Genomic DNA, 20700 nt, shown 5'->3' with positions numbered 1-20700 from the left:
TGGCCGCACATGGCGTTGGCGGGTTACGCTTCGCTAACCCGCCCTACGTACCATTGCAGCTCCTTCCAACTTCCCTCGTTTGGCCGTAAAATCACCCGGCATGGCACGCGCGAGCAATCTGGTGATCGGAACGGCGACGCTGGCGGTGATTGCCGTGGCGTTCGGCGGCGTGCTCGGCGTGCAGAAATGGCGCACCCTCCAGAGCCGCAGCCCGTTGCGCGTGGTATTCGAGGGCGGCTCTGCCAGCGGATTGCGCCGCGGCGGGCCGGTCAATTTCGACGGCGTCCCCGCAGGCCAGATCCTGTCGATCAAGCTGGACAATCCGCGCAAGGTCGTGGCGCTGGTGATGCTCGACAATACCGCGCCAATCCGCAAGGACACCGTCGCGGGCATCGAATTCCTGGGTCTCACCGGCGTCGCCGCGGTCTCGCTGATCGGCGGCGCTCCCTCCGCGCCGCCAGTGCCGCTGGACTCGGACGGCGTCCCCGTGCTGACCGCCGATCTCAGCGACGCCGAATCCATCGTCGACACCCTGCATAGTGTCGACCGCACGATCGTCAGCAACGCCCCGGCGATCAAGGAGGGCCTGCGCACGTTCGAGAACTACACCGCCGATCTCCGGAGCAAGGGCGGCGAAATCGATTCCGTCATGGCCAAGGTCGACAGCGCCTTCGCGGGCTTCGACAAGGCGGTCACAAAGATCGAAGGCGTCGTGCCCGGCTTTGCCGACGGCAAGGCGGATGAGCTGTTCGAAAAGATCCAGGGATTGCACGAGCTCGCCGACACCATGAGGAAGAAATCGGCGAACTTCCTCGAAGACATCCGTCGCTCGCTGCTCGACGTCAGCGAGGCCGCGAACAAGATGAGCGGGACACCCACACCGGCCGCCGCTCCGCGCCCGCCGCGCAAGCCGGCGCAGCAGAAACGCTAGACCGTCACCGCGCGTAGCGCACGGCGCCCTTGCCGGCGTGGGAACGGGCGGTTGATGCCAGCCACTGCTCAGTAGTTGCTCGGCGCCGCTTCATTCGGGATACCGTCGATCGGGCATTCGGCGGTCCCGGGCGTCGCGCGCGTCATCGCCTCGACCATGTCCCTTGTGCCCTCGGGATCGGCGATCCAGTTCTTGTAGAAATCATAGGGGCAGGCTGCGACGCCGCGCTGGCTTTCGCCGGAATTGATCATGCCGGTGTAGCCGCGATGGACCAGCTTGTAGAGATGGTTCTGCGACTGGCCGTTGCGGCGTGCATCGCGGATCAAATGCTTCGACAGCTGAGCATATTGGATGCCGTAGTCCTCCTCGCCACACTCGCCGAGGGTGCGGCCGTCGAAGCCGATGATCGCGGAGTGACCGAAATAGGAATAGACCCCGTCGAAGCCGGCGGCGTTGGCGACCGCGACATAGACGTTGTTGGCCCACGCCATCGCCTTTGAAATCAGGATCTGCTGCTCCTTGGCCGGATACATGTAGCCCTGGCAGCGCACGATCAGTTCGGCTCCCTTCATGGCGCAGTCCCGCCAGATCTCCGGGAAGTTACCGTCGTCGCAGATGATCAGGCTGACCTTCATGCCTTTCGGACCGTCCGAGACATAGGTGCAATTGCCGGGATACCAGCCCTCGATCGGCACCCACGGCATGATCTTGCGGTACTTCTGCACGATCTCACCCTTGTCGTTCATCAGGATCAGGGTGTTGTACGGCGCCTTGTTCGGATGCTCCTCGTGGCGCTCGCCGGTGAGCGAGAACACGCCCCACACCTTAGCCTTGCGGCAGGCCTCCGCAAAAATCGCGGTCTCCTCACCCGGCACCGCGCAAGCGGTCTCATACATTTCCTTGGAGTCGTACATGATGCCCTGGGTGGAGTATTCCGGGAAGATCACCAGATCCATGCCGGGAAGACCGGTCTTCATGCCCACCACCATGTCGGCGATCTTGCGGGCGTTATCGAGCACCTCGGCCTTGGTGTGCAGGCGGGGCATCTTGTAGTTGACCACCGCGACGCCGACGGTGTCGTTGCTGCTGGAGATGTCACCGTGAAGCATTTGAATTGCTCCTCTACCCTGTTTGAGATTGCCGCGTGAATCAGTGACTGATCATCCAGGGCCGCGCGGTCGGAAAACCCTTGGCACCGCTCCTGGTCTTGGTCACCAGCCGCGCCGGCTTCTTCTTGTCCGATGAGCTCTTGTCCGACGAACTTTTTCCCGTCGAGCAGCAGCCGCAGCCGGGGCCATGCGAGGCCTTGTATTGCGCCAGCGTCTGCGGCGCGTGGGTGCTACGCTCGTTGACGGCGTGAGCCTTGCGCGTCTCCGACGGCATGCAGAAGAAATTCGGGGCGGTCAGAATCACGCGAGGGGCCATGATTTCACACTGCGGACAGACCTGCGGATCGTCGCATTCGGCCATCGGGCGCATATCCTTGAACGGACCGCAATCGTCACAGAGATATTCATAGACCGGCATCGCATCATCCCTACGCTGTTGTCTGTGAGAGAACTGCCGCGGCGGATGCGGGGCGGCAGATACGCCGTCCCGCATCCGGTCGCGCAGGGATTATTTGTCCGGCGATATCGGCATCTGGATATCGCCCTTGATGTGCTTGATCGGACCTGCCGAGGACGGCATCACGTCGAAGTCGAAGATTTCCGTCGGCAGCCATAATGTTGCGCAGGCGTTGGGCACGTCGACCACGCCGGAGATGTGGCCCTGAACCGGTGCGGTGCCGAGGATCGAATAAGCCTGGGCGCCGGAGTAGCCGAACTTCTTCAGATATTCGATCGCATTCAGGCAGGCCTGGCGATAGGCGATGGTGACATCGAGATAGTGCTGCTTGCCGGCTTCGTCGACCGAGATGCCTTCGAAGATCAGATAGTCCTTGTAGTTCGGCGTGATCGGCGACGGCTTGAAGATCGGGTTCTTGACACCGTACTTCGCCATGCCGTCCTTGATCACCTCGACCTTCAGATGCAGCCAGCCGGCCATCTCGATCGCGCCGCAGAAGGTGATCTCGCCGTCGCCCTGGCTGAAGTGCAGATCGCCCATCGAGAGACCGGCACCGGGTACGTAGACCGGGAAGTAGATTTTCGAGCCGCGCGAAAGATCCTTGATGTCGCAATTGCCGCCGTGCTCGCGCGGCGGCACGGTGCGCGCGCCTTCCGCGCCGATCTTGTCCTTGACCTCGCCCTTGGCGCGACCACCATGGGCGGTCGGCGCGAACGGCGGATTGGCAAGGCCGGGCACCCGGGTCGGATTGGTCGCGATCAGCTCGGCCTCGCGCTTGTTCCAGGTGTCCAGCATCTTCGGATCGGGCAGACAGCCGATCAGGCCGGGATGGATCAGGCCGGCGAAGTTGACGCCGGGGATATGCCGCGACGAGGTGTAGAGGCCCTTGATGTCCCAGATCGACTTCTGCGCTAGCGGGAAATGGTCGGTGAGGAAGCCACCGCCATTCTGCTTGGAGAAGAAGCCATTGAAGCCCCACATGCTCTCCTTCATCGGGCCGACGTCGAGCAGATCGACGACGAGCAGGTCGCCGGGCTCGGCGCCCTTGACGCCGATCGGGCCGGAGAGGAAGTGCACGATCGACAGATCGATGTCGCGCACGTCGTCGGCGGAATCGTTGTTCTTGATGAAACCGCCGGTCCAGTCATAGGTCTCGATGATGAAGTCGTCGCCGGGATTGACCCAGGCTACGATCGGAATGTCGGGGTGCCAGCGGTTATGCACCATGTCATTTTCATAGGCCGACTTGGTGAGATCGACCTTGATCAGTGTCTCTGGCATCGAGATGCTCCCCTTTTACACGGTTGGTTAGACGGACAGATATTTCGAGACCTGCGCGGCATCGACGGCGTCGCGCGGATCGTCACGGACGATCTCGCCGTTCTCGATCACCAGCACACGGTCGGCGATATCGAGCGCGAAGCTCAGGACCTGCTCGGACACGACGATCGAAAGCCCCTTCTCGTCGCGGATGCGCTTGAGCGTGCGCGCCATCTCCTTGATGATCGACGGCTGGATGCCTTCGGTCGGTTCGTCCAGCAGCAGCACTTTTGGCTTGGTCGCCAGCGCGCGAGCGATCGCGAGCTGTTGCTGCTGGCCGCCGGAGAGATTGCCGCCCCGGCGGTCCTTCATTTCCAGCAGCACCGGAAACAATTCGTAGATGTCGCCGGGCACCTCGGTTCCGCCGGAGACCACGAGGCCGGTCTCGATGTTCTCCTTCACCGTCATGGTGGAGAAGATCATGCGGCCCTGCGGGACATAGGCGAGGCCCTTGGCGACGCGCGCGTAGCTCGGCAAGGCACCGAGCTCGGCGCCGTCCATGGTCACCGAGCCGCTCTTGGCCGGCAGGATGCCCATCAGCGATTTCATCAGCGTGGTCTTGCCCATGCCGTTGCGGCCCATGATCGCCACGATCTCGTTGGGCGCGACCTTGACGTTGAGCCCGTGCAGCACCTCGCTCTGGCCATAGGCGACGTGAAGATCGGAAATTGCCAGCATCAGCGTGCTCCTCAATGACCCAAGTAGACTTCAATGACCTTGGGGTCGTTCTTCACCTTCTCCATGGTGCCTTCCGAGAGGATCTGGCCCTGGTGAAGCACGGTGACCTTGTGTGCGATGTCCTCGACGAACTTCATGTCGTGCTCGATCACCAGCACCGAGCGGTTCTTGATGATGCGGTTGAGCAGCTCGGCGGTCTTGGCGCGTTCGGAGACGCTCATGCCGGCGACAGGCTCGTCGAGCATCAAGAGGTCGGGGTCCTGGATCAGCAGCATGCCGATCTCGAGCCATTGCTTCTGACCATGACTGAGCTCGGCGGCATAGGTGTTGAGCTTGTCCTTGAGGAAGATCATCTCGGCGACCTCCCCGACGCGGTCCTTGACCTGCTGGTCGCGTTGGAAGGTCAGCGAGCCGAACACGGTGCGGCCGCGCGGAAAGGAGATCTCGAGGTTCTCGAACACGGTGAGATCCTCGAACACCGACGGCGTCTGGAACTTGCGTCCCACCCCGGCCTTGACGATCTCGTTCTCCTTGAGCTTGGTCAGCTCGGTGCCGCGAAACTGGATCGAGCCTTCGGTCGCCTTGGTCTTGCCGCAGATCAGGTCGAGCACCGTGGTCTTGCCGGCCCCATTGGGGCCGATGATGACGCGGATCTCGTTCTCCTCGATGTAAAACGAGAGATCGTTGACGGCTTTGAAGCCGTCGAAGGAAACCGTCAGTCCGGAGACCGCGAGCAGGAATTCCTTGGGCTGATGACCGACGAGCATGATGATCTCCTCACTCTGCCGGTGCGCCGTCGGCAACCGAATTGTCGCTCCAGCCCGGCTTCTTGCGCGAGGTGAACAGGCGGTCGATGCGCGGCTGCACATAGTCGGCCCAGAGCCCCGACAGGCCGTTCGGGAAAGCGAGCACGACCGCGATGAACAGCGCGCCGAGACCGAACAGCCAGAGTTGCGGGAAGGATTCCGACAGGCTGGTCTTGGCGAAGTTCACCAGGATGGCCCCCCAGATCGCGCCGAAGATCGACATCCGTCCGCCGACCGCGGTGTAAATCACCATCTCGATCGACGGCACGATGCCGACAAAGGACGGCGACATGAAACCGACATTGAGCGCGAACATGGCCCCGCCGATCGCGGCGAAAACCGCGGCCATACAGAACGCAAAGATCTTGAAGTTGGCGACGCTGTAGCCTGAGAAGCGGACGCGATCTTCCTGCTCGCGCATAGCCACCAGGATGCGGCCGAGCTTGGTCAGGCGGATGAACTGCGCGATGCCGATGCAGGCGAACAGCAGCACCACTTCGACGAAGTACAGGATGACCTTGGCGTGGTCGGGCCGGATGTCCCAACCCTTGAGGGTGCGCAGGTCGGTCATGCCGTTGATGCCGCCGGTGTAGCCCTGCTGGCCCACGATCAGGATGGTGAGGATGGCCGCCACCGCCTGGGTGATGATGGCAAAGTAGGTGCCGCCGACGCGGCGCTTGAACATCGCAGTGCCGATGATCAGCGCGAAGATGCCGGGGACCAGGATGATGGCGAGGATGGTGAAGGTGAGACTGTGAAATGGCTGCCAGAACAGTGGCAGTGACGTGATCTGATTCCAGTCCATGAAGTCTGGGATGCCTGGCGTCGACTGGATCTTGGTATTCTCGACGCTGGAGGCCTCCAGCTTGAGGAACATCGCCATGCAATAGCCGCCGAGGCCGAAGAACACGCCCTGCCCCAGACTGAGAATGCCGCCGTAGCCCCAGCACAGCACCAGACCGAGCGCGACGAAGGCGTAGGTCAGATATTTCGCCACAAGGTTGAGACGGAACACATCCAGCGAGAGCGGCAGGATCACGAACAGCACGGCGGCCAGCACGAGGAAGCCCATGAGCTCGGATCGATTGAAGAAGCGTGAGTTGATGACCATGACTTGCCTGCTTCTTGTTATTTGCGGACCTTGAGGGCGAAGAGACCCTGCGGCCGCAGCATCAGGATTCCGACAACGGCAAGCAGCGTCAGCACCTTGGCCATCGAGCCCGACAGGAAGAACTCGAGGGTGGATTGGGTCTGCGAGATCGAGAAGGCCGATGCGATGGTGCCGAGCAGGCTCGCCGCGCCCCCGAACACGACCACCAGGAACGTATCGACGATGTAGAGCTGTCCGGAGGTCGGCCCGGTCGAGCCGATCATGGTGAAGGCGCTCCCGGCCACACCGGCAATGCCGCAGCCGAGGCCGAAAGTGTAGCGATCCACCTTTTCGGTGTTGATGCCGACGGCTCCGGCCATGATGCGGTTCTGCACGACGGCGCGCACCTGCCGACCCCAGCGCGATTTGTACATCACGTAGGCAACGCCCACGGTGATCAGGACGGTGAGGCACATCACGAATACGCCGTTGATCGGCACTTCGATGCTGTCGGTCACGTGGAGCGAGCCAAGCATCCATTGCGGCAGCTCGACGCCGACCTCACGCGCGCCGAACACGGAGCGATAGGCCTGTTGCAGGATCAGGCTGAGGCCCCAGGTCGCGAGCAGCGTGTCGAGCGGCCGCTTGTAGAGATGCCGTATCAGCACCCATTCCACCAGCATCCCCAACGCACCGGATGCGATAAAGGCCAGGATCATCGCGAGGAAGAAGTAGCCGCTGAACAGGCTCGGCAAATAGGATTGGAAGAAGCTCGAGGTCATCCAGGTGACGTAGGCCCCGAGGATCATGAACTCGCCATGGGCCATGTTGATGACGCCCATCTGGCCGAAGATGATCGCGAGCCCCAGCGCCATCAGGACGTAGACGGAGAACAGGATCAATCCTGCAAAGCCCTGCATGACGAAGATGGAGCCAAGGTCACCAAGCGAGTAGTCGCCGAACATCGATGTCCTCCGTCGGGAAAGGGTCCCGCGTCGCGAGCAGGTTCGCGACGCGGGGGTCTTGGGCGTGGATTTGCGGTCCACGCCAGGGAGAGGTTTTGCCTGAGAGGGAAACGGCGACGAACGCCGCGTCTTACTGGTAGCTCTCGTCTTACTGGTAGCCCTTGGGGAACGGATCCGGCTCGACCAGGTCGGCGGTCTCGTAGATCAGTTCGAACTGGCCATCGAGCTTGGCGCGTCCCACCCGGGTCTTCGACCAGAGGTGATGATTTTCGTGGATGCGCACATAGCCTTCCGGAGCGCCCTTGAACTCGATGCCCGGCGATGCCGCCGCGATCTTGTCGATGTCGAAGGAGCCCGCCTTTTCCACCGTCAACTTCCAGAGCCACGGGCCGAGATAGGCAGCCTGGGTGACGTCTCCGATCACGGTCTTCTCGCCCCACATCTTCTTGAACGCCGGGACGAAGGTCTTGTTGTTCGGATTGTCGAGCGACTGGAAGTACTTCATGCAGGCATAGGCGCCCGCGATGTTCTCGCCGCCGATGCCGTCGATCTCGTCTTCCGTCACCGAGATCGTCAGCAGCGCCTGCTTGGAGAGGTCGATGCCGGCGGCCTTGAGCTGCTTGTAGAACGCAACGTTCGAACCGCCGACTACGTCGGTGAAGATCACGTCGGGCTTGGTCAGCTTGATCTTGTTGATGACCGAATTGAACTGGGTGTTGCCGAGCGGATAATATTCTTCGCCGACGACCTTGCCCTTCAGCACATTCTCGACATGCTTGCGCGCGATCTTGTTCGACGTGCGCGGCCAGATGTAGTCGGAGCCGATGAAGAAGAACGACTTCGCGCCCTTCTCCTTGGCGATCCAGTTCAGGCCGGCGAGGATCTGCTGAGTGGCTTCCTGGCCGGTATAGATCACGTTCTTGGACTGCTCGAGACCTTCGTAGAAGGTCGGGTAGTAGAGCATGCCGTTGTACTGCTCCATGACGGGCAGCACGGCCTTGCGGGACGCCGAGGTCCAGCAGCCCATGATCGCCGCGACCTTGTCGTTGACCAGCAATTTCTTGGCCTTTTCGGCAAAGGTCGGCCAGTCGCTGGCGCCGTCTTCCTGGATGAACTTGATCTTGCGCCCGAGCACGCCGCCCATGGCATTGATCTGCTCGATGGCGAGCTTTTCGGCTTCGATCGAGCCAGTCTCGGAGATCGCCATGGTGCCGGTCGCCGAATGCAGAATGCCGACCGTCACCTCGGTGTCGGTAACCGCGAGGCCCGTGGTATTGACCGCCGAGGTCGCCGGGGCCTGCGCAAAAGATGCTCGCGGTAGCATGGTGATGGCCGGCACGGCCGCCATTCCCATCAATAATTTGCGCCGGAGCGGCGATAACAGGCCCTTGTTCGCTTCGTCTGACATGAGCACCCCACTGTTGTTCGAGAACACGCGATTGGTGCCGTGAGGATGGCTCGAATTTGTGCACTGCAAGCATACGCAAGATCGCGTATACTGCACCGCAAAATGACGACGTAGGCTTTTGGTACGGGTTTTGCGAGGGGTCCGGCGCGTTCGGGAGTAGGAGTGGGGCTGAAGTGGCAGGGCGGCAGCGAATAGATCGCGTCAGGCGCCAGTACAACCAATGGGTCGCCAACCAGACGCTGGAGGACTACGCGCTGCGCTTTACCGCCAAGAGCGCGCGCCGGTGGTCCGCCGCCCGCGTCGCCAACACTGCACTGGGCGCCATCTCCTTTCTCGCGCTGGAGGCGATCGGCGGCACCATCACCCTGAACTACGGCGTGACCAACGCCACCGCCGCGATCCTCGTAGTCTCCACCATCATCTTCTGCTGCGGCGTTCCGATTGCCTATTATGCGGCCAAATGCGGCATCGACATTGACCTGCTCACCCGCGGCGCCGGCTTCGGCTATATCGGCTCGACCGTCACCTCGCTGATCTACGCCTCCTTCACCTTCATCTTCTTCGCCATCGAGGCGGTGATCCTGGCGACGGCGCTCGAGATGTGCTTCGGAATTCCGCGCCCGATCGGCTACCTCATCAGCGCGGTCGCGATCATCCCGCTAGTCACCTACGGCATCACGCTGATCAGCCGCTTCCAGCTCTGGACGCAGCCGATCTGGATCATCCTGCACATCCTGCCCTTCGCCGCGATCGCCTGGGCCAACCCTTATTCGTTCACGGAGTGGCGCAAATTCGCCGGCGAGCACGGCGATCCCAGCGGGCATTTCGATCTGCTGCTGTTCGGTGTCGCATCCTCCGTGGTGTTTTCGCTGGTGGCCCAGATCGGCGAGCAGGTCGATTTCCTCAGGTTTCTGCCGCGCGACCGCCGCACGTCGCGAACGTCGTGGTGGGCCGCCCTCCTGATCGCGGGCCCCGGCTGGATCATCTTCGGCGCGCTGAAACTGCTGCTGGGCTCGTTTCTCGCCTTCTTCGCGCTGAGCCACGGTCTCTCCAGCGAGCTGGCGGCCGAGCCTGCGCACATGTATCTCGAAGCGTTTCGCTACGTGCTGTCGCAGCCGGACATGGCCCTGGCCCTCACCGGCGCGTTCGTGATCCTGTCGCAGCTCAAGATCAACGTCACCAATGCCTATGCCGGCTCGATCGCCTGGTCGAACTTCTTCTCGCGGCTGACGCATAGCCATCCCGGCCGGGTCGTCTGGCTGGTGTTCAACGTGATGGTGGCGTTGCTGCTGATGGAGATCGGCGTCTACAAGGCGCTGGAGCAGACGCTCGCGCTCTACTCCAATGTCGCGATCGCCTGGGTTGGCGCGCTGGTGGCCGATCTCGTGGTCAACAAGCCGCTCGGCCTGCGCCCACCGCAGATGGAGTTCAAGCGCGCCCATCTTTACGACATCAATCCGGTCGGCGTCGGCGCAATGACGATCGCGACCATCGTCTCGATCGCGGCCTTCTACGGCCTGTTCGGCTCGACCATGAAAGCGCTCGCGGCCTTTGTCGCGCTGACGGTCGCCTTCGTCACCGCGCCCGTCATCGCCTGGCTCACCGACGGTAAATACTACATCGCGCGCAAGCCGAAGAAGAGCTGGGCCAATATCGAATCGATCCAGTGCTGCATCTGCGAGCACCATTTCGAGCCGGAGGACATGACCTCCTGTCCTGCCTATGCGGGCCCGATCTGCTCGCTATGTTGCTCGCTCGATGCACGCTGCCATGATCTGTGCAAACCGCATGCGCGCGCGCAGGTGCAGTTCGCCGACGCGCTTGTCAGGATCTTGCCGCAGGCGATCTATCGGCGGATCAACTCGCAGTTCGGCCACTATATCGGTGTGTTCGTGGTCTCCGCGGGCCTCGTCGCGCTGGTGCTGGGGCTGATCTACCTCCAGACCTCGGTCAGCGTGCCCGGCGAGAACATGCTCGTCTCCAACGTGCTCTGGAAGGTGTTCTTCTCGCTCAGCATCATCATCGGCGTGGTGGCCTGGCTGTTCGTGCTGGCGCAGCAGAGCCGACGGGCCGCCGAGGCCGAGACCCGGCGCCAGACCACGCTGCTGATCCAGGAGATCGACGCGCACAAGCGCACCGACGCCGAGCTCCAGCGCGCCAAGGAAATCGCCGAATCCGCCAACCTTGCGAAGAGCCGCTACGTGGTGGGCCTGAGCCACGAGCTGCGCTCGCCGCTCAATGCGATCAGCGGCTATGCCCAACTCCTGGAGCAGGATACGACGCTCAACACCAAGCCGCGCGACCAGGTCCGCGTCGTCCGCCGCAGCGCCGATCACCTCTCCGGCCTGATCGACGGCATTCTGGACATCTCCAAGATCGAGGCGGGGCGGCTGTACCTGTCGCGCGACGAGGTGCGCTTGACCGAATTCCTCGACCAGCTCGTCGGCATGTTCCGCCTTCAGGCCGCGGCCAAGAGCATCGACTTCGTGTTCAGGCGGCCGGCGCATTTGCCGGTCGTGGTCTATGCCGACGAGAAGCGGCTGCGCCAGGTGCTGATCAATCTGCTGTCCAACGCAATAAAATTCACCCAGACCGGCAGTGTGCAGTTCGTGGTGCACTATCGCAGCCCGGTCGCGGAGTTCGAGGTGATCGACACCGGCCCCGGCATCCAGGGCGACGATCTCGAACGCATCTTCGCACCCTTCGAACGCGGCGCACTCGGTGTCTCGCAGCCGCAGACCGGCACCGGGCTGGGCCTGACCATCAGCCGGCTGCTCGCCGGCGTCATGGGCGGCGACATCAAGGTCTTGAGCACGGTCGGCAGCGGCAGCACGTTCAAGGTCAAGATGCTGCTCTCGGAAGTCACCAATCCGCAGCGTATTGCGCCAGTGGAGGCCCCGATCTCCGGCTATCACGGCGCGCGCAAGACCATCCTCATCACCGACGACGATCCCGTGCATCGCGACCTCCTGCGCGAGGTGTTGACACCACTCGGCTTCATCCTTCTCAGCGCGCCCGACGGACCTGGTTGCCTGGCGCTGGCCCAGCACTGCCGGCCCGATCTGTTCCTGCTCGACATTTCCATGCCGGGCATGGATGGCTGGACGGTCGCGGAGACGCTCCGCGCCAACGGCCACCATCAGGCGCGGATCCTGATGGTGTCGGCCAGCGCGCTCGAGGCCCACGGCACACCGCTGGCGCAGCCCTTCCACGACGGCTATCTGATGAAGCCGATCGACATTCCCAGGCTTTTGGAAAGCATCCGCCAGCTTCTCAAGATCGAATGGCAATACGGCTCGGACGAGATCGCCGTGCCGCTGTGGCGGCCGGAGAGCGGCTCGCGGCCACCTGTACGACACATCGAGGCGCTGATCGGGCTCGGTCAGATCGGCTACGTCAAGGCTATCGAGTTGAAGCTGGACGAGATCGGCAGCGAGCATCCTGAACATGCCGACTTCGTCGCGGAAATGCGGTCGCTGGTCGACCGCTTCGATCTCGACCAGTACATGGCCACATTGAAGACGTTGTATGCGTATGAGCACTGAGTCGAAAAAGCGCGACGTCGCGCTCGTTGTCGACGACTCTCCGGAGACGCTGCGGCTGCTCACCGATGCGCTCGACAGCGCCGGAATGACGGTGATGGTGGCACTCGACGGCGCGGCCGCGATGCGCATCGTCGACCAGATCACGCCTGACATCGTGCTGCTCGACGCGGTGATGCCGGGCATGGACGGGTTCGAGACCTGCCGCCGCCTCAAGCGTGATGCGGGCCTTGCCAATGTCCCGGTGATATTCATGACGGGGCTCGCCGAGACCGAGCACATCGTGCGCGGGCTGGAGGCCGGCGGCGTCGACTACGTGACCAAGCCGATCGTGATCGAGGAGATGCTCGCGCGCATCCGCGTTCATCTCGGCAATGCGCGGCTGACGCAGAGCGCACGCGCCGCACTCGACGTCTCCGGCCGATTCCTGTTCGCGGTCAATCGCCAAGGCAAATTGTTGTGGGCGACCCCGCAGGCGCAGAAGCTGCTGGCGGACCACCATGGCGCGCAGGCCGAGGACGACTTCGTCCTGCCAGTACCATTGCTGCAATGGCTGGAGCAGGCGAAGGGCAAGGGCAGCTCGAAGTCTCAGGCAGCGTCCTTGCCCGACAATCCTCAGCTCCGGTTGTACTACATGGGCGAGACCGCGCCGAACGAGTTCCTGCTGCGGCTCTCCAGGGAATCCGGCACGGCGCCGCCACCCGAATTCACCAGCGAGCTCGGCCTCACCACCCGCGAAGGCGAGGTGCTGGCCTGGCTCAGCAAGGGCAAGACCAACCGCGACATCGCGCAGATTTTGGGCTTGAGCCCACGCACGGTCGACAAGCATCTCGAGCAGATCTATTCCAAGCTCGGGGTCGAGAACCGGACTGCGGCGGCGGCGATTGCAACGAATGCGACAAGAAGGAATTCGTAGCGATGCTGCGAATGAATTGGGACACTTCTCGCCAAACAAAAGATGTCGTCCCGGCGAAGGCCGGGACCCATAACCCCAGGGAGAGGTTTGGCGAAGACTGGTCGTTCGGGACTAGCACCGTCCGCAATCGATAGGCCTCGCGGTATGGGTCCCGGCCTTCGCCGGGACGACAGCAGAGTGTGTGGTCAGCGCGAGCGCCTCACCCGTACACAAACTCCCCGCCATCCAGATCCGTCTTCGGGATCTCGTCCTTCTCGGTCCAGTAGTCCTGGCTGTGCTGCCATTCCGGCTTGTCACCGCGCTTGGGCAGCAGGCCCATGTTGCGCATCATGTAGCCGGGGTTGAAGTTCTCCGGATCGATCCAGGGCAGGATCGGCATGTTGTGGTCTTCGGCGCGCAAGCTCACCTCGACCTTCTTCTTGCCTTTGGCCTTCATGTGACCGAGCAGACGGCAGACGAAGTCGGCGACGAGGTCGACACGCAGCGTCCAGCTGGCGCGGAAATAGCCGAACACCCAGACCATGTTCGGCACGCCCGTGAACATCATGCCGCGATAGGTGACGGTGTCGCCGAAGGCGAGTGGCTTGCCGTCGACCTCGAAGGCGATGTCACCGAGCGCCGCGAGATTGAAGCCGGTTGCGGTGACGATGATATCGGCTTCGAGCAGCTTGCCGGATTTGAGCTGGATGCCGTTCTCGACGAAGCACTCGATCTCGTCGGTGACGACGGACGCCTTGCCGCTGGCGATGCCCTTGAACAGATCGGCATCGGGCACGAACGCGATGCGCTGCCGCCACGGCCGGTAGCTCGGCGTGAAATGTGTGTCGACATCGTACTCCGGACCGAGCACCGCGCTGATCTGGCCGATCAGCTCTTGCTTCACCTGCTCGGGCTTGGAGATGCAGAGTTTCGTGAACGCGTCCTGCTCGAACAGGATCTTGCGCCGGACGATCTCGTGGATCCAGGCCTCGTCGACCTGAAGCCTGCGTAGCTCCTCCGCGATCTCGATGGCGTTGCGCCCGAGACGGAAATAGGTCGGCGAACGCTGCAGCATCGCGACATGTGCGCATTTGTCGGCGATGTTCGGCACCAACGTCGCCGCCGTCGCGCCGGAGCCGATCACGACGACTTTCTTGTTCGCGAGGTCGATATCATCAGGCCAGGTCTGCGGATGAACGATGCGGCCCTTGAAGCGATCGGTACCCTTCCATTCCGGCGTATAGCCTTCCGAATGGCGGTAATAGCCCTGGCACATCCAGAGAAAGTTCGCCGTGAAGGTTTTCGACTCGCCGGTGTCGGTCGTCACCGCCTCGATGGTCCAGAGGTTTTGCTCGCTCGACCAGCTCGCCGAATTGATCTTGTGCTTGTAGCGGATATGCCGCGCGATATCGTTTTCGTCGATCACCTCGTTCATGTAAGCGAGGATTTCGTCGGCGGTCGCGATCGGCGGCCCGACCCAGGGCTTGAAACTATAACCGAAGGTGTGGAGATCGCTGTCGGAGCGGATGCCGGGATAGCGATGCGTCGTCCACGTGCCGCCGAACGTCGCCTGCGTTTCCAGGATGACGAAGCTCGCACCCGGAAGCTGCTTGGTCATGTGATAGGCGCTGCCGATGCCCGAGATGCCGGCGCCGACGATCAGCACGTCGAAATGTTCAGAAGCCTGTTTGGCCGTGGCGTGACTGCGAACAGCGACATTCATTGTTGCTTCTATGCCTTGCTTGTTTTTATGGCCGCCCTTGGTTGGGCGACGCGTTTCCCCCGCGACGGACATGGTTGCCCATCGCGCTTCCGCTTCAAGATGACATAGATCGGGACGCGGTCAAATCACAGCGCCGCACCCCAGCTCCGCGCGGTCTGCAAGATCCAGTCGCGATAGAGCGTGAGCGGTGTGACGCCGGTCAGCCCGCCGCAGCCGGCGGCTCCGTTCGGCCCCGTGGACCAGCTGATCACGCCGACGAGCACGGATCCGGTCGGCTTGTCCTCGAACACGGGACCGCCGGAGTCACCGGTGCAGGCGCCAATTCCGTCGCGAACACCGTTGGTTACGGGGTCGACCAGCCGGATCTGGAGCGTGCCGGGCTGACCTGTCGCGACGAGGCCGGCAACACGCGTCGCGCCGCCACTCTTGCCGTCGCCACGCACGGTGACGCCGATACCGGCGATGACGAAGCGGCTGCCGACCTGGATCGGAATATTCGGCGCACCGACCGGTACCGTCGATTTTCCCTTCAATGGAATTTCCAGCTGCAGCAGTGCCAGGTCGGCGGTAGCGCGATGCGCCTGCATCGCCTGCATGTTGAAACTCGGATGGATCGCGACGGTGCGCACATTCAGCAGTTGCGGCTGTCCGTCGGTGCTGCGATCGACGATCTTATAGTCCGCGCCGGGCTGCACGCAGTGGGCGACGGTGAGCACCAGCCTTGGCGCAACCAGGGTTCCGGTACAGAAATTGCCGCGCGAGCCGACGATCGTGACGACAGCGCGCGCGACGCCATCGGCCTGCGGCGTGCCGCCGCCAACGATGGCATAAGCGGGCGTGGCCAGCAGCAGCGCGGCTGTAATGATGGTTGCAAGCTTTTTCATGGGAACACGCTTCGGCATCGGTGACGGCGGCGGGATGGCTTCGGACTGGCCCTTGCCGATAGCGCATGCTAGCGCTCTTGGAAAGGAATTGACGAGGGCGGGATCTTGACGATCGAGGCTGTGATTTTTGATTTTGGCGGCGTGCTGACGAGTTCGCCATTTGAGGCGTTCACGCGGTTCGAGACTGAGCGTGGCCTGCCCATCGACATCATCCGGCGCACCAATGCCGCCAATCATCTGGAAAATGCCTGGGCCAAGTTCGAGCGCGCCGAGGTCGACATCGACACGTTCGATCATTTGTTCGCGACGGAGTCGCTGGCGCTCGGCGCGGAGGTGCGCGGCCGCGATGTGCTGCCGCTGCTTCAGGGCGATCTGCGCCCCGAGATGGTCGAAGCGCTGAAGCGCATCAAGGCGCAATTCAAGACCGGCTGCATTACCAACAATCTGCCGGCCAATGCGATCGGCAGCATGACCGGGCGCTCACTCTATGTCGCCGAGGTGATGGTGCTGTTCGACCATGTGATCGAGTCCGCCAAGATCGGCCTGCGCAAGCCCGACCCGCGCATCTACCAGATGATGGCCGAGACGCTGAACGTCGACCCGAAGAATTGCATCTATCTCGACGATCTCGGCGTCAATCTGAAGCCCGCGCGCGAGATGGGCATGACCACGATCAAGGTGACCAGTGGCGCCCAGGCGATCGCCGAGCTCGAGGCCGTGACGGGATTGAAGCTGAGCTAGAACATCATTCTCCGTCATTGCGAGCGCAGCGAAGCAATCCAGACTGCCGCCGCGGTGGGATTCTGGATTGCTTCGCTGCGCTCGCAATGACGGCGTGGAAAAATCTCGCATGGCGAACTGATTATTCCGCAGCGGCGGCAATACGCTCCGGAAACGCAGCCGCCAGCGAGGCGCGATCAGGCTTCAATACGCCTCGCTCGGTGATGAGGCCGGTGACGAGCCGCGCCGGGGTGACGTCGAAGGCATAGTTTGCAACGGGCGAGCCCTCCGGCACGATGCGTACCGTCTCAAGCCTTCCGTCCGCAGTGCGGCCGGTCATGTCGGTGACCTCCGTGCCGCTGCGCTGCTCGATCGGGATGTCGCGGATGCCGTCATCGACGGCGAAATCGATCGTCGGCGACGGCAGCGCGACATAGAACGGCACGTTATTGTCGTGCGCGGCGAGCGCCTTCAAATACGTGCCGATCTTGTTGCAGACGTCGCCATTGGCGGCAACGCGATCGGTGCCGACGATGGCGAGATCGACCATGCCGTGCTGCATCAGATGCCCGCCGGTGTTGTCCGGAATGACCGTATGCGCCACGCCGTGATGGCCGAGCTCCCAAGCCGTGAGCGAGGCGCCCTGGTTGCGCGGACGCGTCTCATCGACCCAGACATGGACCTTGATGCCGCGCTCGTGCGCGAGATAGATCGGCGCCGTCGCCGTGCCCCAATCTACGGTCGCAAGCCAGCCGGCGTTGCAATGGGTCAGCAAATTGACGGTCTCGCCCGGCTTCTTCCTTGCGACGATCGCCTCGATGAGTTTCAGGCCGTTGCCGGCGATGCCGCGGTTGATCTCGACGTCCTGCTCGACGATCTCGTCGGCGCGCGCATAGGCGGCCTCCGCGCGCTCCAGCGGATCGATCGGCGCGAGGCTCGCGCGCATCTCGTCCAGCGCCCATTTCAGATTGATCGCCGTCGGCCGCGCCACCACGAGCGTGTCGTAGGCGCGCTTCAGGCCGGCGTCGGAGGCGTCCTCGCGCATCGCCAGCGCCATGCCGTAAGCTGCGGTCGCGCCGATCAGCGGCGCACCGCGTACCAGCATGTCGCGGATGGCGAGGGCCGCGTCCTCGCATGAGGTCAGCTTCGCAACGATGAACTCATGCGGCAGCCGGCGCTGGTCGATCGCTCCGACCGACCAGCCGTCGCGCTCACGCCAGATGCTGCGGAAATGCTTGCCGTCGACCTTCATGGCATTCTGCCTTTCGTATCACGTTCGCAAGATGCGCCCGGCCACCGCATCGAGCTTCTTCAAGAGCTCGGGATCGCGCGCCTCGGGCGCGGTGATCAATGCGGTATCGAGCGCGCGGTCCGAGCCGATCGGGCACGGCTCATGCTCGCGCGGGAAGTCTTTCGCCAGTCGCGCCACCAGCGCTTTTGCCTTGTCGGCGTTCGAGCTCAGAACGCGGATGATGTCCTGCACGGTGACGGCGTCGTGATCGGGATGCCAGCAATCGAAATCCGTCACCATCGCGACGGTGGCGTAGCAAAGCTCGGCCTCACGCGCGAGCTTCGCTTCGGGCATGTTGGTCATGCCGATCACGGAATAGCCAAGCGTCTTGTAGGTCATGCTTTCCGCATAGGTCGAGAATTGCGGTCCCTCCATGCAGACATAGGTGCCGCCTCGCGAAAACGCGATGCCCTCGGCTTCGGCCGCCGTGGCAAGATGGATGCGCAGCCGCGGCGATACCGGGTGCGCCATCGAGACATGCGCGACGCATCCCCTCCCGAAGAACGAGCTGTCGCGCTTGTGGGTACGATCGACGAATTGGTCGACGAGAACGAAGGTTCCCGGCGGCAGTTCCTCCCTGAACGAGCCGCAGGCCGACAGCGAGATCAGGTCGGTGACGCCGGCGCGCTTGAGGACGTCGATATTGGCGCGATAATTGATGTCAGAGGGCGACAGCCGGTGGCCCTTGTCGTGGCGCGGCAGGAACACGATCGGCAGGCCGGCAATGGAGCCGCGCCGCAGCGGCGCCGACGGCTCGCCCCAGGGGCTTTTGATCACCTCTTCGCGAGCGTCCTCCAGCCCCGGCAGATCGTAGATGCCGGAGCCGCCGATGATGCCCAATACCGCCTGCGTCATGCCTGCTCCACCCCGTTCGCGCCATCGCGATTCCGTGGGGAAGCTATGCCAGTTTTACGTCGGCTTTGGAACGGGGGATGGGGTCAAGAAGTGCCGTCAGGAGGATGTGCGCCAGCACTCCTGATTATGCCGCGGCCGCCGACTGCAGCTGGGTCGCAACCATACGCTCCAGCGTCTCGACCGACTGGAAGTTCTCCGGTGTGATCTCGGATTGGGGAATCGTAAAGTCGAACTCGGCTTCGACGCCGAGCATCAGATTGACCATGTCCATCGAGGTCAGGCCGACGTCGACGAGCTTGGCCTGCGCCGTGACCTCGGCGGAGAGCGAGTTCTGGGCGAGGATGCCCTTCACCAGCTTGATGATGCGATTGCGCAACTCGGTATCGAAAGCCTGCATCGGTAAATTCCCATCTGTCGACAAAGGTCGGACCGGTTGCCGGCTACGATGGGCACGGCGGGCCGATCCCGCAATGGACGCCACCATTACTTCGCGTTTCTTAGTAAACGATGACTCAGATTGTCTGGATTTCCGGCTTCTTACAGATCCCTAACGCGATCGCGGGAATCCGGAAGATGCAAACAACCCGAACTTAACTGTTCGTTCGGAATTGGGCTTTGTTTACCCTCTATTTCATCGACGAATTTGAATTAAATCCGTAGCCTCATCTCATAAGCAAAGATGGTCGAAGGATCGCTCAAGCGGCATCGCGAATGATGCCGGCGATCCTGAACGGCAAACCGGAGGCGGACGAGTATGAACGTGCGTGAAGCAGTCCTCACTGTCGACGAGACGCAGACGAGCTTTCTCGAGCATGGTCCCTCCCTCATCGAACGCGCCGCCCGGACCGCCACCGTGGCGGCAGCGGACGCCGACGGGGTCGATCGCGATGCCCGCTTCCCTCACAAGGCTTTCGAGGTTGCGCGTGAGCAGAAGCTGCTCGGCGTCATGATCCCGGCCGAGTTCGGCGGCTTCGGTGCCTCGATCCACGACGTCACCGACGTCTGCTACACGCTCGGACGCGCCTGCGCCTCCACGGCGATGATCTACGCGATGCACACGACAAAGGTCGCCTGCGTCGTCAGGCACGGCCACGGCATCCCCTGGATGGAAACCATGATGCGCCGGGTCGCGCGCGACCAGTGGCTGCTCGCCTCCTCCACCACCGAAGGCCAGAACGGCGGCAACATCCGCGCTAGCGCCGCCGCCGTCGACGTCGCCGGCGACACCGTCTCGCTGCTGCGCGACGCCACCGTGATCTCCTACGGTGCCGAGGCCGACGGCCTCGTGACCATCGCCCGCCGCGCCACCGACGCTTCTGCGTCCGACCAGGTGCTGCTGGCGCTCGCCAAGGACGATTATTCGCTGAAGCGGACGCTGGGCTGGGAAACGCTCGGCATGCGCGGCACCTGCTCGACCGGCTTCGAGCTGAAGGTCGACTGCCCGACCGACCGCGTCTTCCCGGAATCCTACGACAAGATCCACGCCCAGACCATGACGCCGTTCGCGCATCTGTGCTGGTCCTCGGCCTGGGCTGGTATCGCTGCAGCCGCCGTCACCCGTGCGCAGGCCTTCGTCCGCAAGGCGGCTCGCAGCTCAGGGGGCCAGATGCCCCCGGCAGCCGCGCATTTCACCGCCGCCAAGATGTCGCTGGCCAAGCTGCGGGCGCTGATATCAGCCAATATCGACGCCTTTGCCCGCGCCGAGCACGACGAACGCGCGCTCGGCTCGCTCGACTTCCAGTCTTCGATCACGCTTCTGAAGGTGCAGGCCTCGGAGCTCGCGGTCGAGACCGTGATGCATGCGATGCGCACCGCAGGCCTTTCCGGCTACCGCAACGACGGTGAGTTCACCATGGGTCGCCACCTGCGCGACGTACTGTCGTCGCCGATCATGATCAACAACGACCGCATTCTGACCAATGCCGCAACATCGACCCTGATGAGCGGCGTGCCGACAAGCCTTCGGGACTGACGAGCTTTCGAGACCGACGTGCCTTCGTTCAATAAGAATAATTTCAGATAGCAG

General features: G+C 62.8%; 18 protein-coding genes. 5 read left to right on the top strand and 13 right to left on the bottom strand.

What is annotated here, in order from left to right:
* Positions 1 to 100 precede the first annotated feature (100 nt).
* Positions 101 to 931, top strand: a complete 831-nt coding sequence (locus tag AC0L3U_RS13245) for an MlaD family protein (protein ID WP_473362045.1) — start codon at positions 101 to 103, stop codon at positions 929 to 931.
* 68 nt (positions 932 to 999) lie between these two features.
* Here AC0L3U_RS13245 and AC0L3U_RS13240 read toward each other — a convergent pair whose 3' ends face one another.
* The 8 genes from AC0L3U_RS13240 to urtA form a co-directional block, all read right to left on the bottom strand.
* Positions 1000 to 2040 (bottom strand): aliphatic amidase, encoded by a 1041-nt coding sequence (locus tag AC0L3U_RS13240; RefSeq protein ID WP_473362044.1) that lies wholly within the window; start codon positions 2038 to 2040, stop codon positions 1000 to 1002.
* A 40-nt stretch (positions 2041 to 2080) separates the two neighbouring features.
* Positions 2081 to 2458 (bottom strand): FmdB family zinc ribbon protein, encoded by a 378-nt coding sequence (locus AC0L3U_RS13235; RefSeq protein ID WP_473362043.1) that lies wholly within the window; start codon positions 2456 to 2458, stop codon positions 2081 to 2083.
* Positions 2459 to 2548: 90 nt separating this feature from the next.
* Entirely contained in the window at positions 2549 to 3778 is a 1230-nt protein-coding gene (gene fmdA, locus AC0L3U_RS13230) for a formamidase (protein ID WP_007598072.1), read from the bottom strand.
* 27 nt (positions 3779 to 3805) lie between these two features.
* Entirely contained in the window at positions 3806 to 4495 is a 690-nt protein-coding gene (gene urtE / locus AC0L3U_RS13225) for an urea ABC transporter ATP-binding subunit UrtE (RefSeq protein ID WP_007598073.1), read from the bottom strand.
* An 11-nt stretch (positions 4496 to 4506) separates the two neighbouring features.
* Positions 4507 to 5262 carry an urea ABC transporter ATP-binding protein UrtD gene (gene urtD / locus AC0L3U_RS13220; RefSeq protein ID WP_473288434.1) on the bottom strand — a complete coding sequence of 252 codons (756 nt, stop codon included), beginning with the start codon at positions 5260 to 5262 and terminating at the stop codon, positions 4507 to 4509.
* 10 nt (positions 5263 to 5272) lie between these two features.
* Entirely contained in the window at positions 5273 to 6412 is a 1140-nt protein-coding gene (gene urtC / locus AC0L3U_RS13215; RefSeq protein WP_354200198.1) for an urea ABC transporter permease subunit UrtC, read from the bottom strand.
* 17 nt (positions 6413 to 6429) lie between these two features.
* Positions 6430 to 7356, bottom strand: coding sequence for an urea ABC transporter permease subunit UrtB (gene urtB / locus AC0L3U_RS13210; RefSeq protein WP_007598078.1), 927 nt, complete (start codon positions 7354 to 7356; stop codon positions 6430 to 6432).
* Between the two features lie 148 nt (positions 7357 to 7504).
* The gene (gene urtA / locus AC0L3U_RS13205; protein ID WP_018455941.1) at positions 7505 to 8764 is read right to left on the bottom strand and encodes an urea ABC transporter substrate-binding protein; all 1260 of its coding nucleotides are present in this window, start codon (positions 8762 to 8764) and stop codon (positions 7505 to 7507) included.
* A gap of 173 nt (positions 8765 to 8937) precedes the next feature.
* On the opposite strand from urtA, the gene AC0L3U_RS13200 reads away from it, so the two are divergent.
* Together AC0L3U_RS13200 and AC0L3U_RS13195 are read left to right on the top strand one after the other, a co-directional pair.
* The gene (locus AC0L3U_RS13200; protein ID WP_473362042.1) at positions 8938 to 12309 is read left to right on the top strand and encodes a hybrid sensor histidine kinase/response regulator; all 3372 of its coding nucleotides are present in this window, start codon (positions 8938 to 8940) and stop codon (positions 12307 to 12309) included.
* Complete coding sequence (locus tag AC0L3U_RS13195; protein WP_456767133.1) at positions 12293 to 13222, top strand: response regulator; 930 nt, start codon at positions 12293 to 12295, stop codon at positions 13220 to 13222. The genes AC0L3U_RS13200 and AC0L3U_RS13195 overlap by 17 nt, the downstream gene beginning before the upstream one ends.
* Positions 13223 to 13421: 199 nt before the next feature.
* On the opposite strand, the gene AC0L3U_RS13190 is transcribed toward AC0L3U_RS13195, so the two are convergent.
* Both AC0L3U_RS13190 and AC0L3U_RS13185 read right to left on the bottom strand, forming a co-directional pair.
* Complete coding sequence (locus AC0L3U_RS13190) at positions 13422 to 14924, bottom strand: flavin-containing monooxygenase (protein WP_473362041.1); 1503 nt, start codon at positions 14922 to 14924, stop codon at positions 13422 to 13424.
* Positions 14925 to 15049: 125 nt separating this feature from the next.
* Entirely contained in the window at positions 15050 to 15808 is a 759-nt protein-coding gene (locus AC0L3U_RS13185; protein ID WP_473362040.1) for a S1 family peptidase, read from the bottom strand.
* Positions 15809 to 15913: 105 nt separating this feature from the next.
* On the opposite strand from AC0L3U_RS13185, the gene AC0L3U_RS13180 reads away from it, so the two are divergent.
* Positions 15914 to 16549, top strand: a complete 636-nt coding sequence (locus AC0L3U_RS13180) for an HAD-IA family hydrolase (RefSeq protein ID WP_473362039.1) — start codon at positions 15914 to 15916, stop codon at positions 16547 to 16549.
* Between the two features lie 121 nt (positions 16550 to 16670).
* On the opposite strand, the gene mtnA is transcribed toward AC0L3U_RS13180, so the two are convergent.
* From mtnA to AC0L3U_RS13165, 3 genes are all read right to left on the bottom strand, one after another.
* A complete protein-coding gene (mtnA, locus tag AC0L3U_RS13175; protein ID WP_473362038.1) occupies positions 16671 to 17780 on the bottom strand; it encodes an S-methyl-5-thioribose-1-phosphate isomerase in 1110 nt (369 codons plus the stop codon).
* 18 nt (positions 17781 to 17798) lie between these two features.
* Complete coding sequence (locus AC0L3U_RS13170; protein ID WP_473362037.1) at positions 17799 to 18674, bottom strand: S-methyl-5'-thioadenosine phosphorylase; 876 nt, start codon at positions 18672 to 18674, stop codon at positions 17799 to 17801.
* 124 nt (positions 18675 to 18798) lie between these two features.
* The gene (locus AC0L3U_RS13165) at positions 18799 to 19071 is read right to left on the bottom strand and encodes a phosphopantetheine-binding protein (RefSeq protein WP_473362036.1); all 273 of its coding nucleotides are present in this window, start codon (positions 19069 to 19071) and stop codon (positions 18799 to 18801) included.
* A 357-nt stretch (positions 19072 to 19428) separates the two neighbouring features.
* Between AC0L3U_RS13165 and AC0L3U_RS13160 the strand changes: the two genes are divergently transcribed.
* Positions 19429 to 20646: an acyl-CoA dehydrogenase family protein gene (locus AC0L3U_RS13160; RefSeq protein WP_473362035.1), complete on the top strand. Its 1218-nt coding sequence runs from the start codon at positions 19429 to 19431 to the stop codon at positions 20644 to 20646.
* Positions 20647 to 20700: the final 54 nt, after the last annotated feature.

The sequence above is a fragment of the Bradyrhizobium sp. Kon69 genome (genome assembly GCF_055807515.1).
This window is presented reverse-complemented; position numbering and strand designations above follow the sequence as displayed.

Excerpts from the sequence above, each read along its gene's own strand:
- AC0L3U_RS13245 (WP_473362045.1), top strand. The coding sequence starts at position 101 with ATGGCACGCGCGAGCAATCTGGTGATCGGAACGGCGACGCTGGCGGTG.
- AC0L3U_RS13240 (WP_473362044.1), bottom strand. The coding sequence starts at position 2,040 with ATGCTTCACGGTGACATCTCCAGCAGCAACGACACCGTCGGCGTCGCG.
- AC0L3U_RS13235 (WP_473362043.1), bottom strand. The coding sequence starts at position 2,458 with ATGCCGGTCTATGAATATCTCTGTGACGATTGCGGTCCGTTCAAGGAT.
- fmdA (WP_007598072.1), bottom strand. The coding sequence starts at position 3,778 with ATGCCAGAGACACTGATCAAGGTCGATCTCACCAAGTCGGCCTATGAA.
- urtE (WP_007598073.1), bottom strand. The coding sequence starts at position 4,495 with ATGCTGGCAATTTCCGATCTTCACGTCGCCTATGGCCAGAGCGAGGTG.
- urtD (WP_473288434.1), bottom strand. The coding sequence starts at position 5,262 with ATGCTCGTCGGTCATCAGCCCAAGGAATTCCTGCTCGCGGTCTCCGGA.
- urtC (WP_354200198.1), bottom strand. The coding sequence starts at position 6,412 with ATGGTCATCAACTCACGCTTCTTCAATCGATCCGAGCTCATGGGCTTC.
- urtB (WP_007598078.1), bottom strand. The coding sequence starts at position 7,356 with ATGTTCGGCGACTACTCGCTTGGTGACCTTGGCTCCATCTTCGTCATG.
- urtA (WP_018455941.1), bottom strand. The coding sequence starts at position 8,764 with ATGTCAGACGAAGCGAACAAGGGCCTGTTATCGCCGCTCCGGCGCAAA.
- AC0L3U_RS13195 (WP_456767133.1), top strand. The coding sequence starts at position 12,293 with ATGCGTATGAGCACTGAGTCGAAAAAGCGCGACGTCGCGCTCGTTGTC.
- AC0L3U_RS13190 (WP_473362041.1), bottom strand. The coding sequence starts at position 14,924 with ATGAATGTCGCTGTTCGCAGTCACGCCACGGCCAAACAGGCTTCTGAA.
- AC0L3U_RS13185 (WP_473362040.1), bottom strand. The coding sequence starts at position 15,808 with ATGAAAAAGCTTGCAACCATCATTACAGCCGCGCTGCTGCTGGCCACG.
- mtnA (WP_473362038.1), bottom strand. The coding sequence starts at position 17,780 with ATGAAGGTCGACGGCAAGCATTTCCGCAGCATCTGGCGTGAGCGCGAC.
- AC0L3U_RS13170 (WP_473362037.1), bottom strand. The coding sequence starts at position 18,674 with ATGACGCAGGCGGTATTGGGCATCATCGGCGGCTCCGGCATCTACGAT.
- AC0L3U_RS13165 (WP_473362036.1), bottom strand. The coding sequence starts at position 19,071 with ATGCAGGCTTTCGATACCGAGTTGCGCAATCGCATCATCAAGCTGGTG.
- AC0L3U_RS13160 (WP_473362035.1), top strand. The coding sequence starts at position 19,429 with ATGAACGTGCGTGAAGCAGTCCTCACTGTCGACGAGACGCAGACGAGC.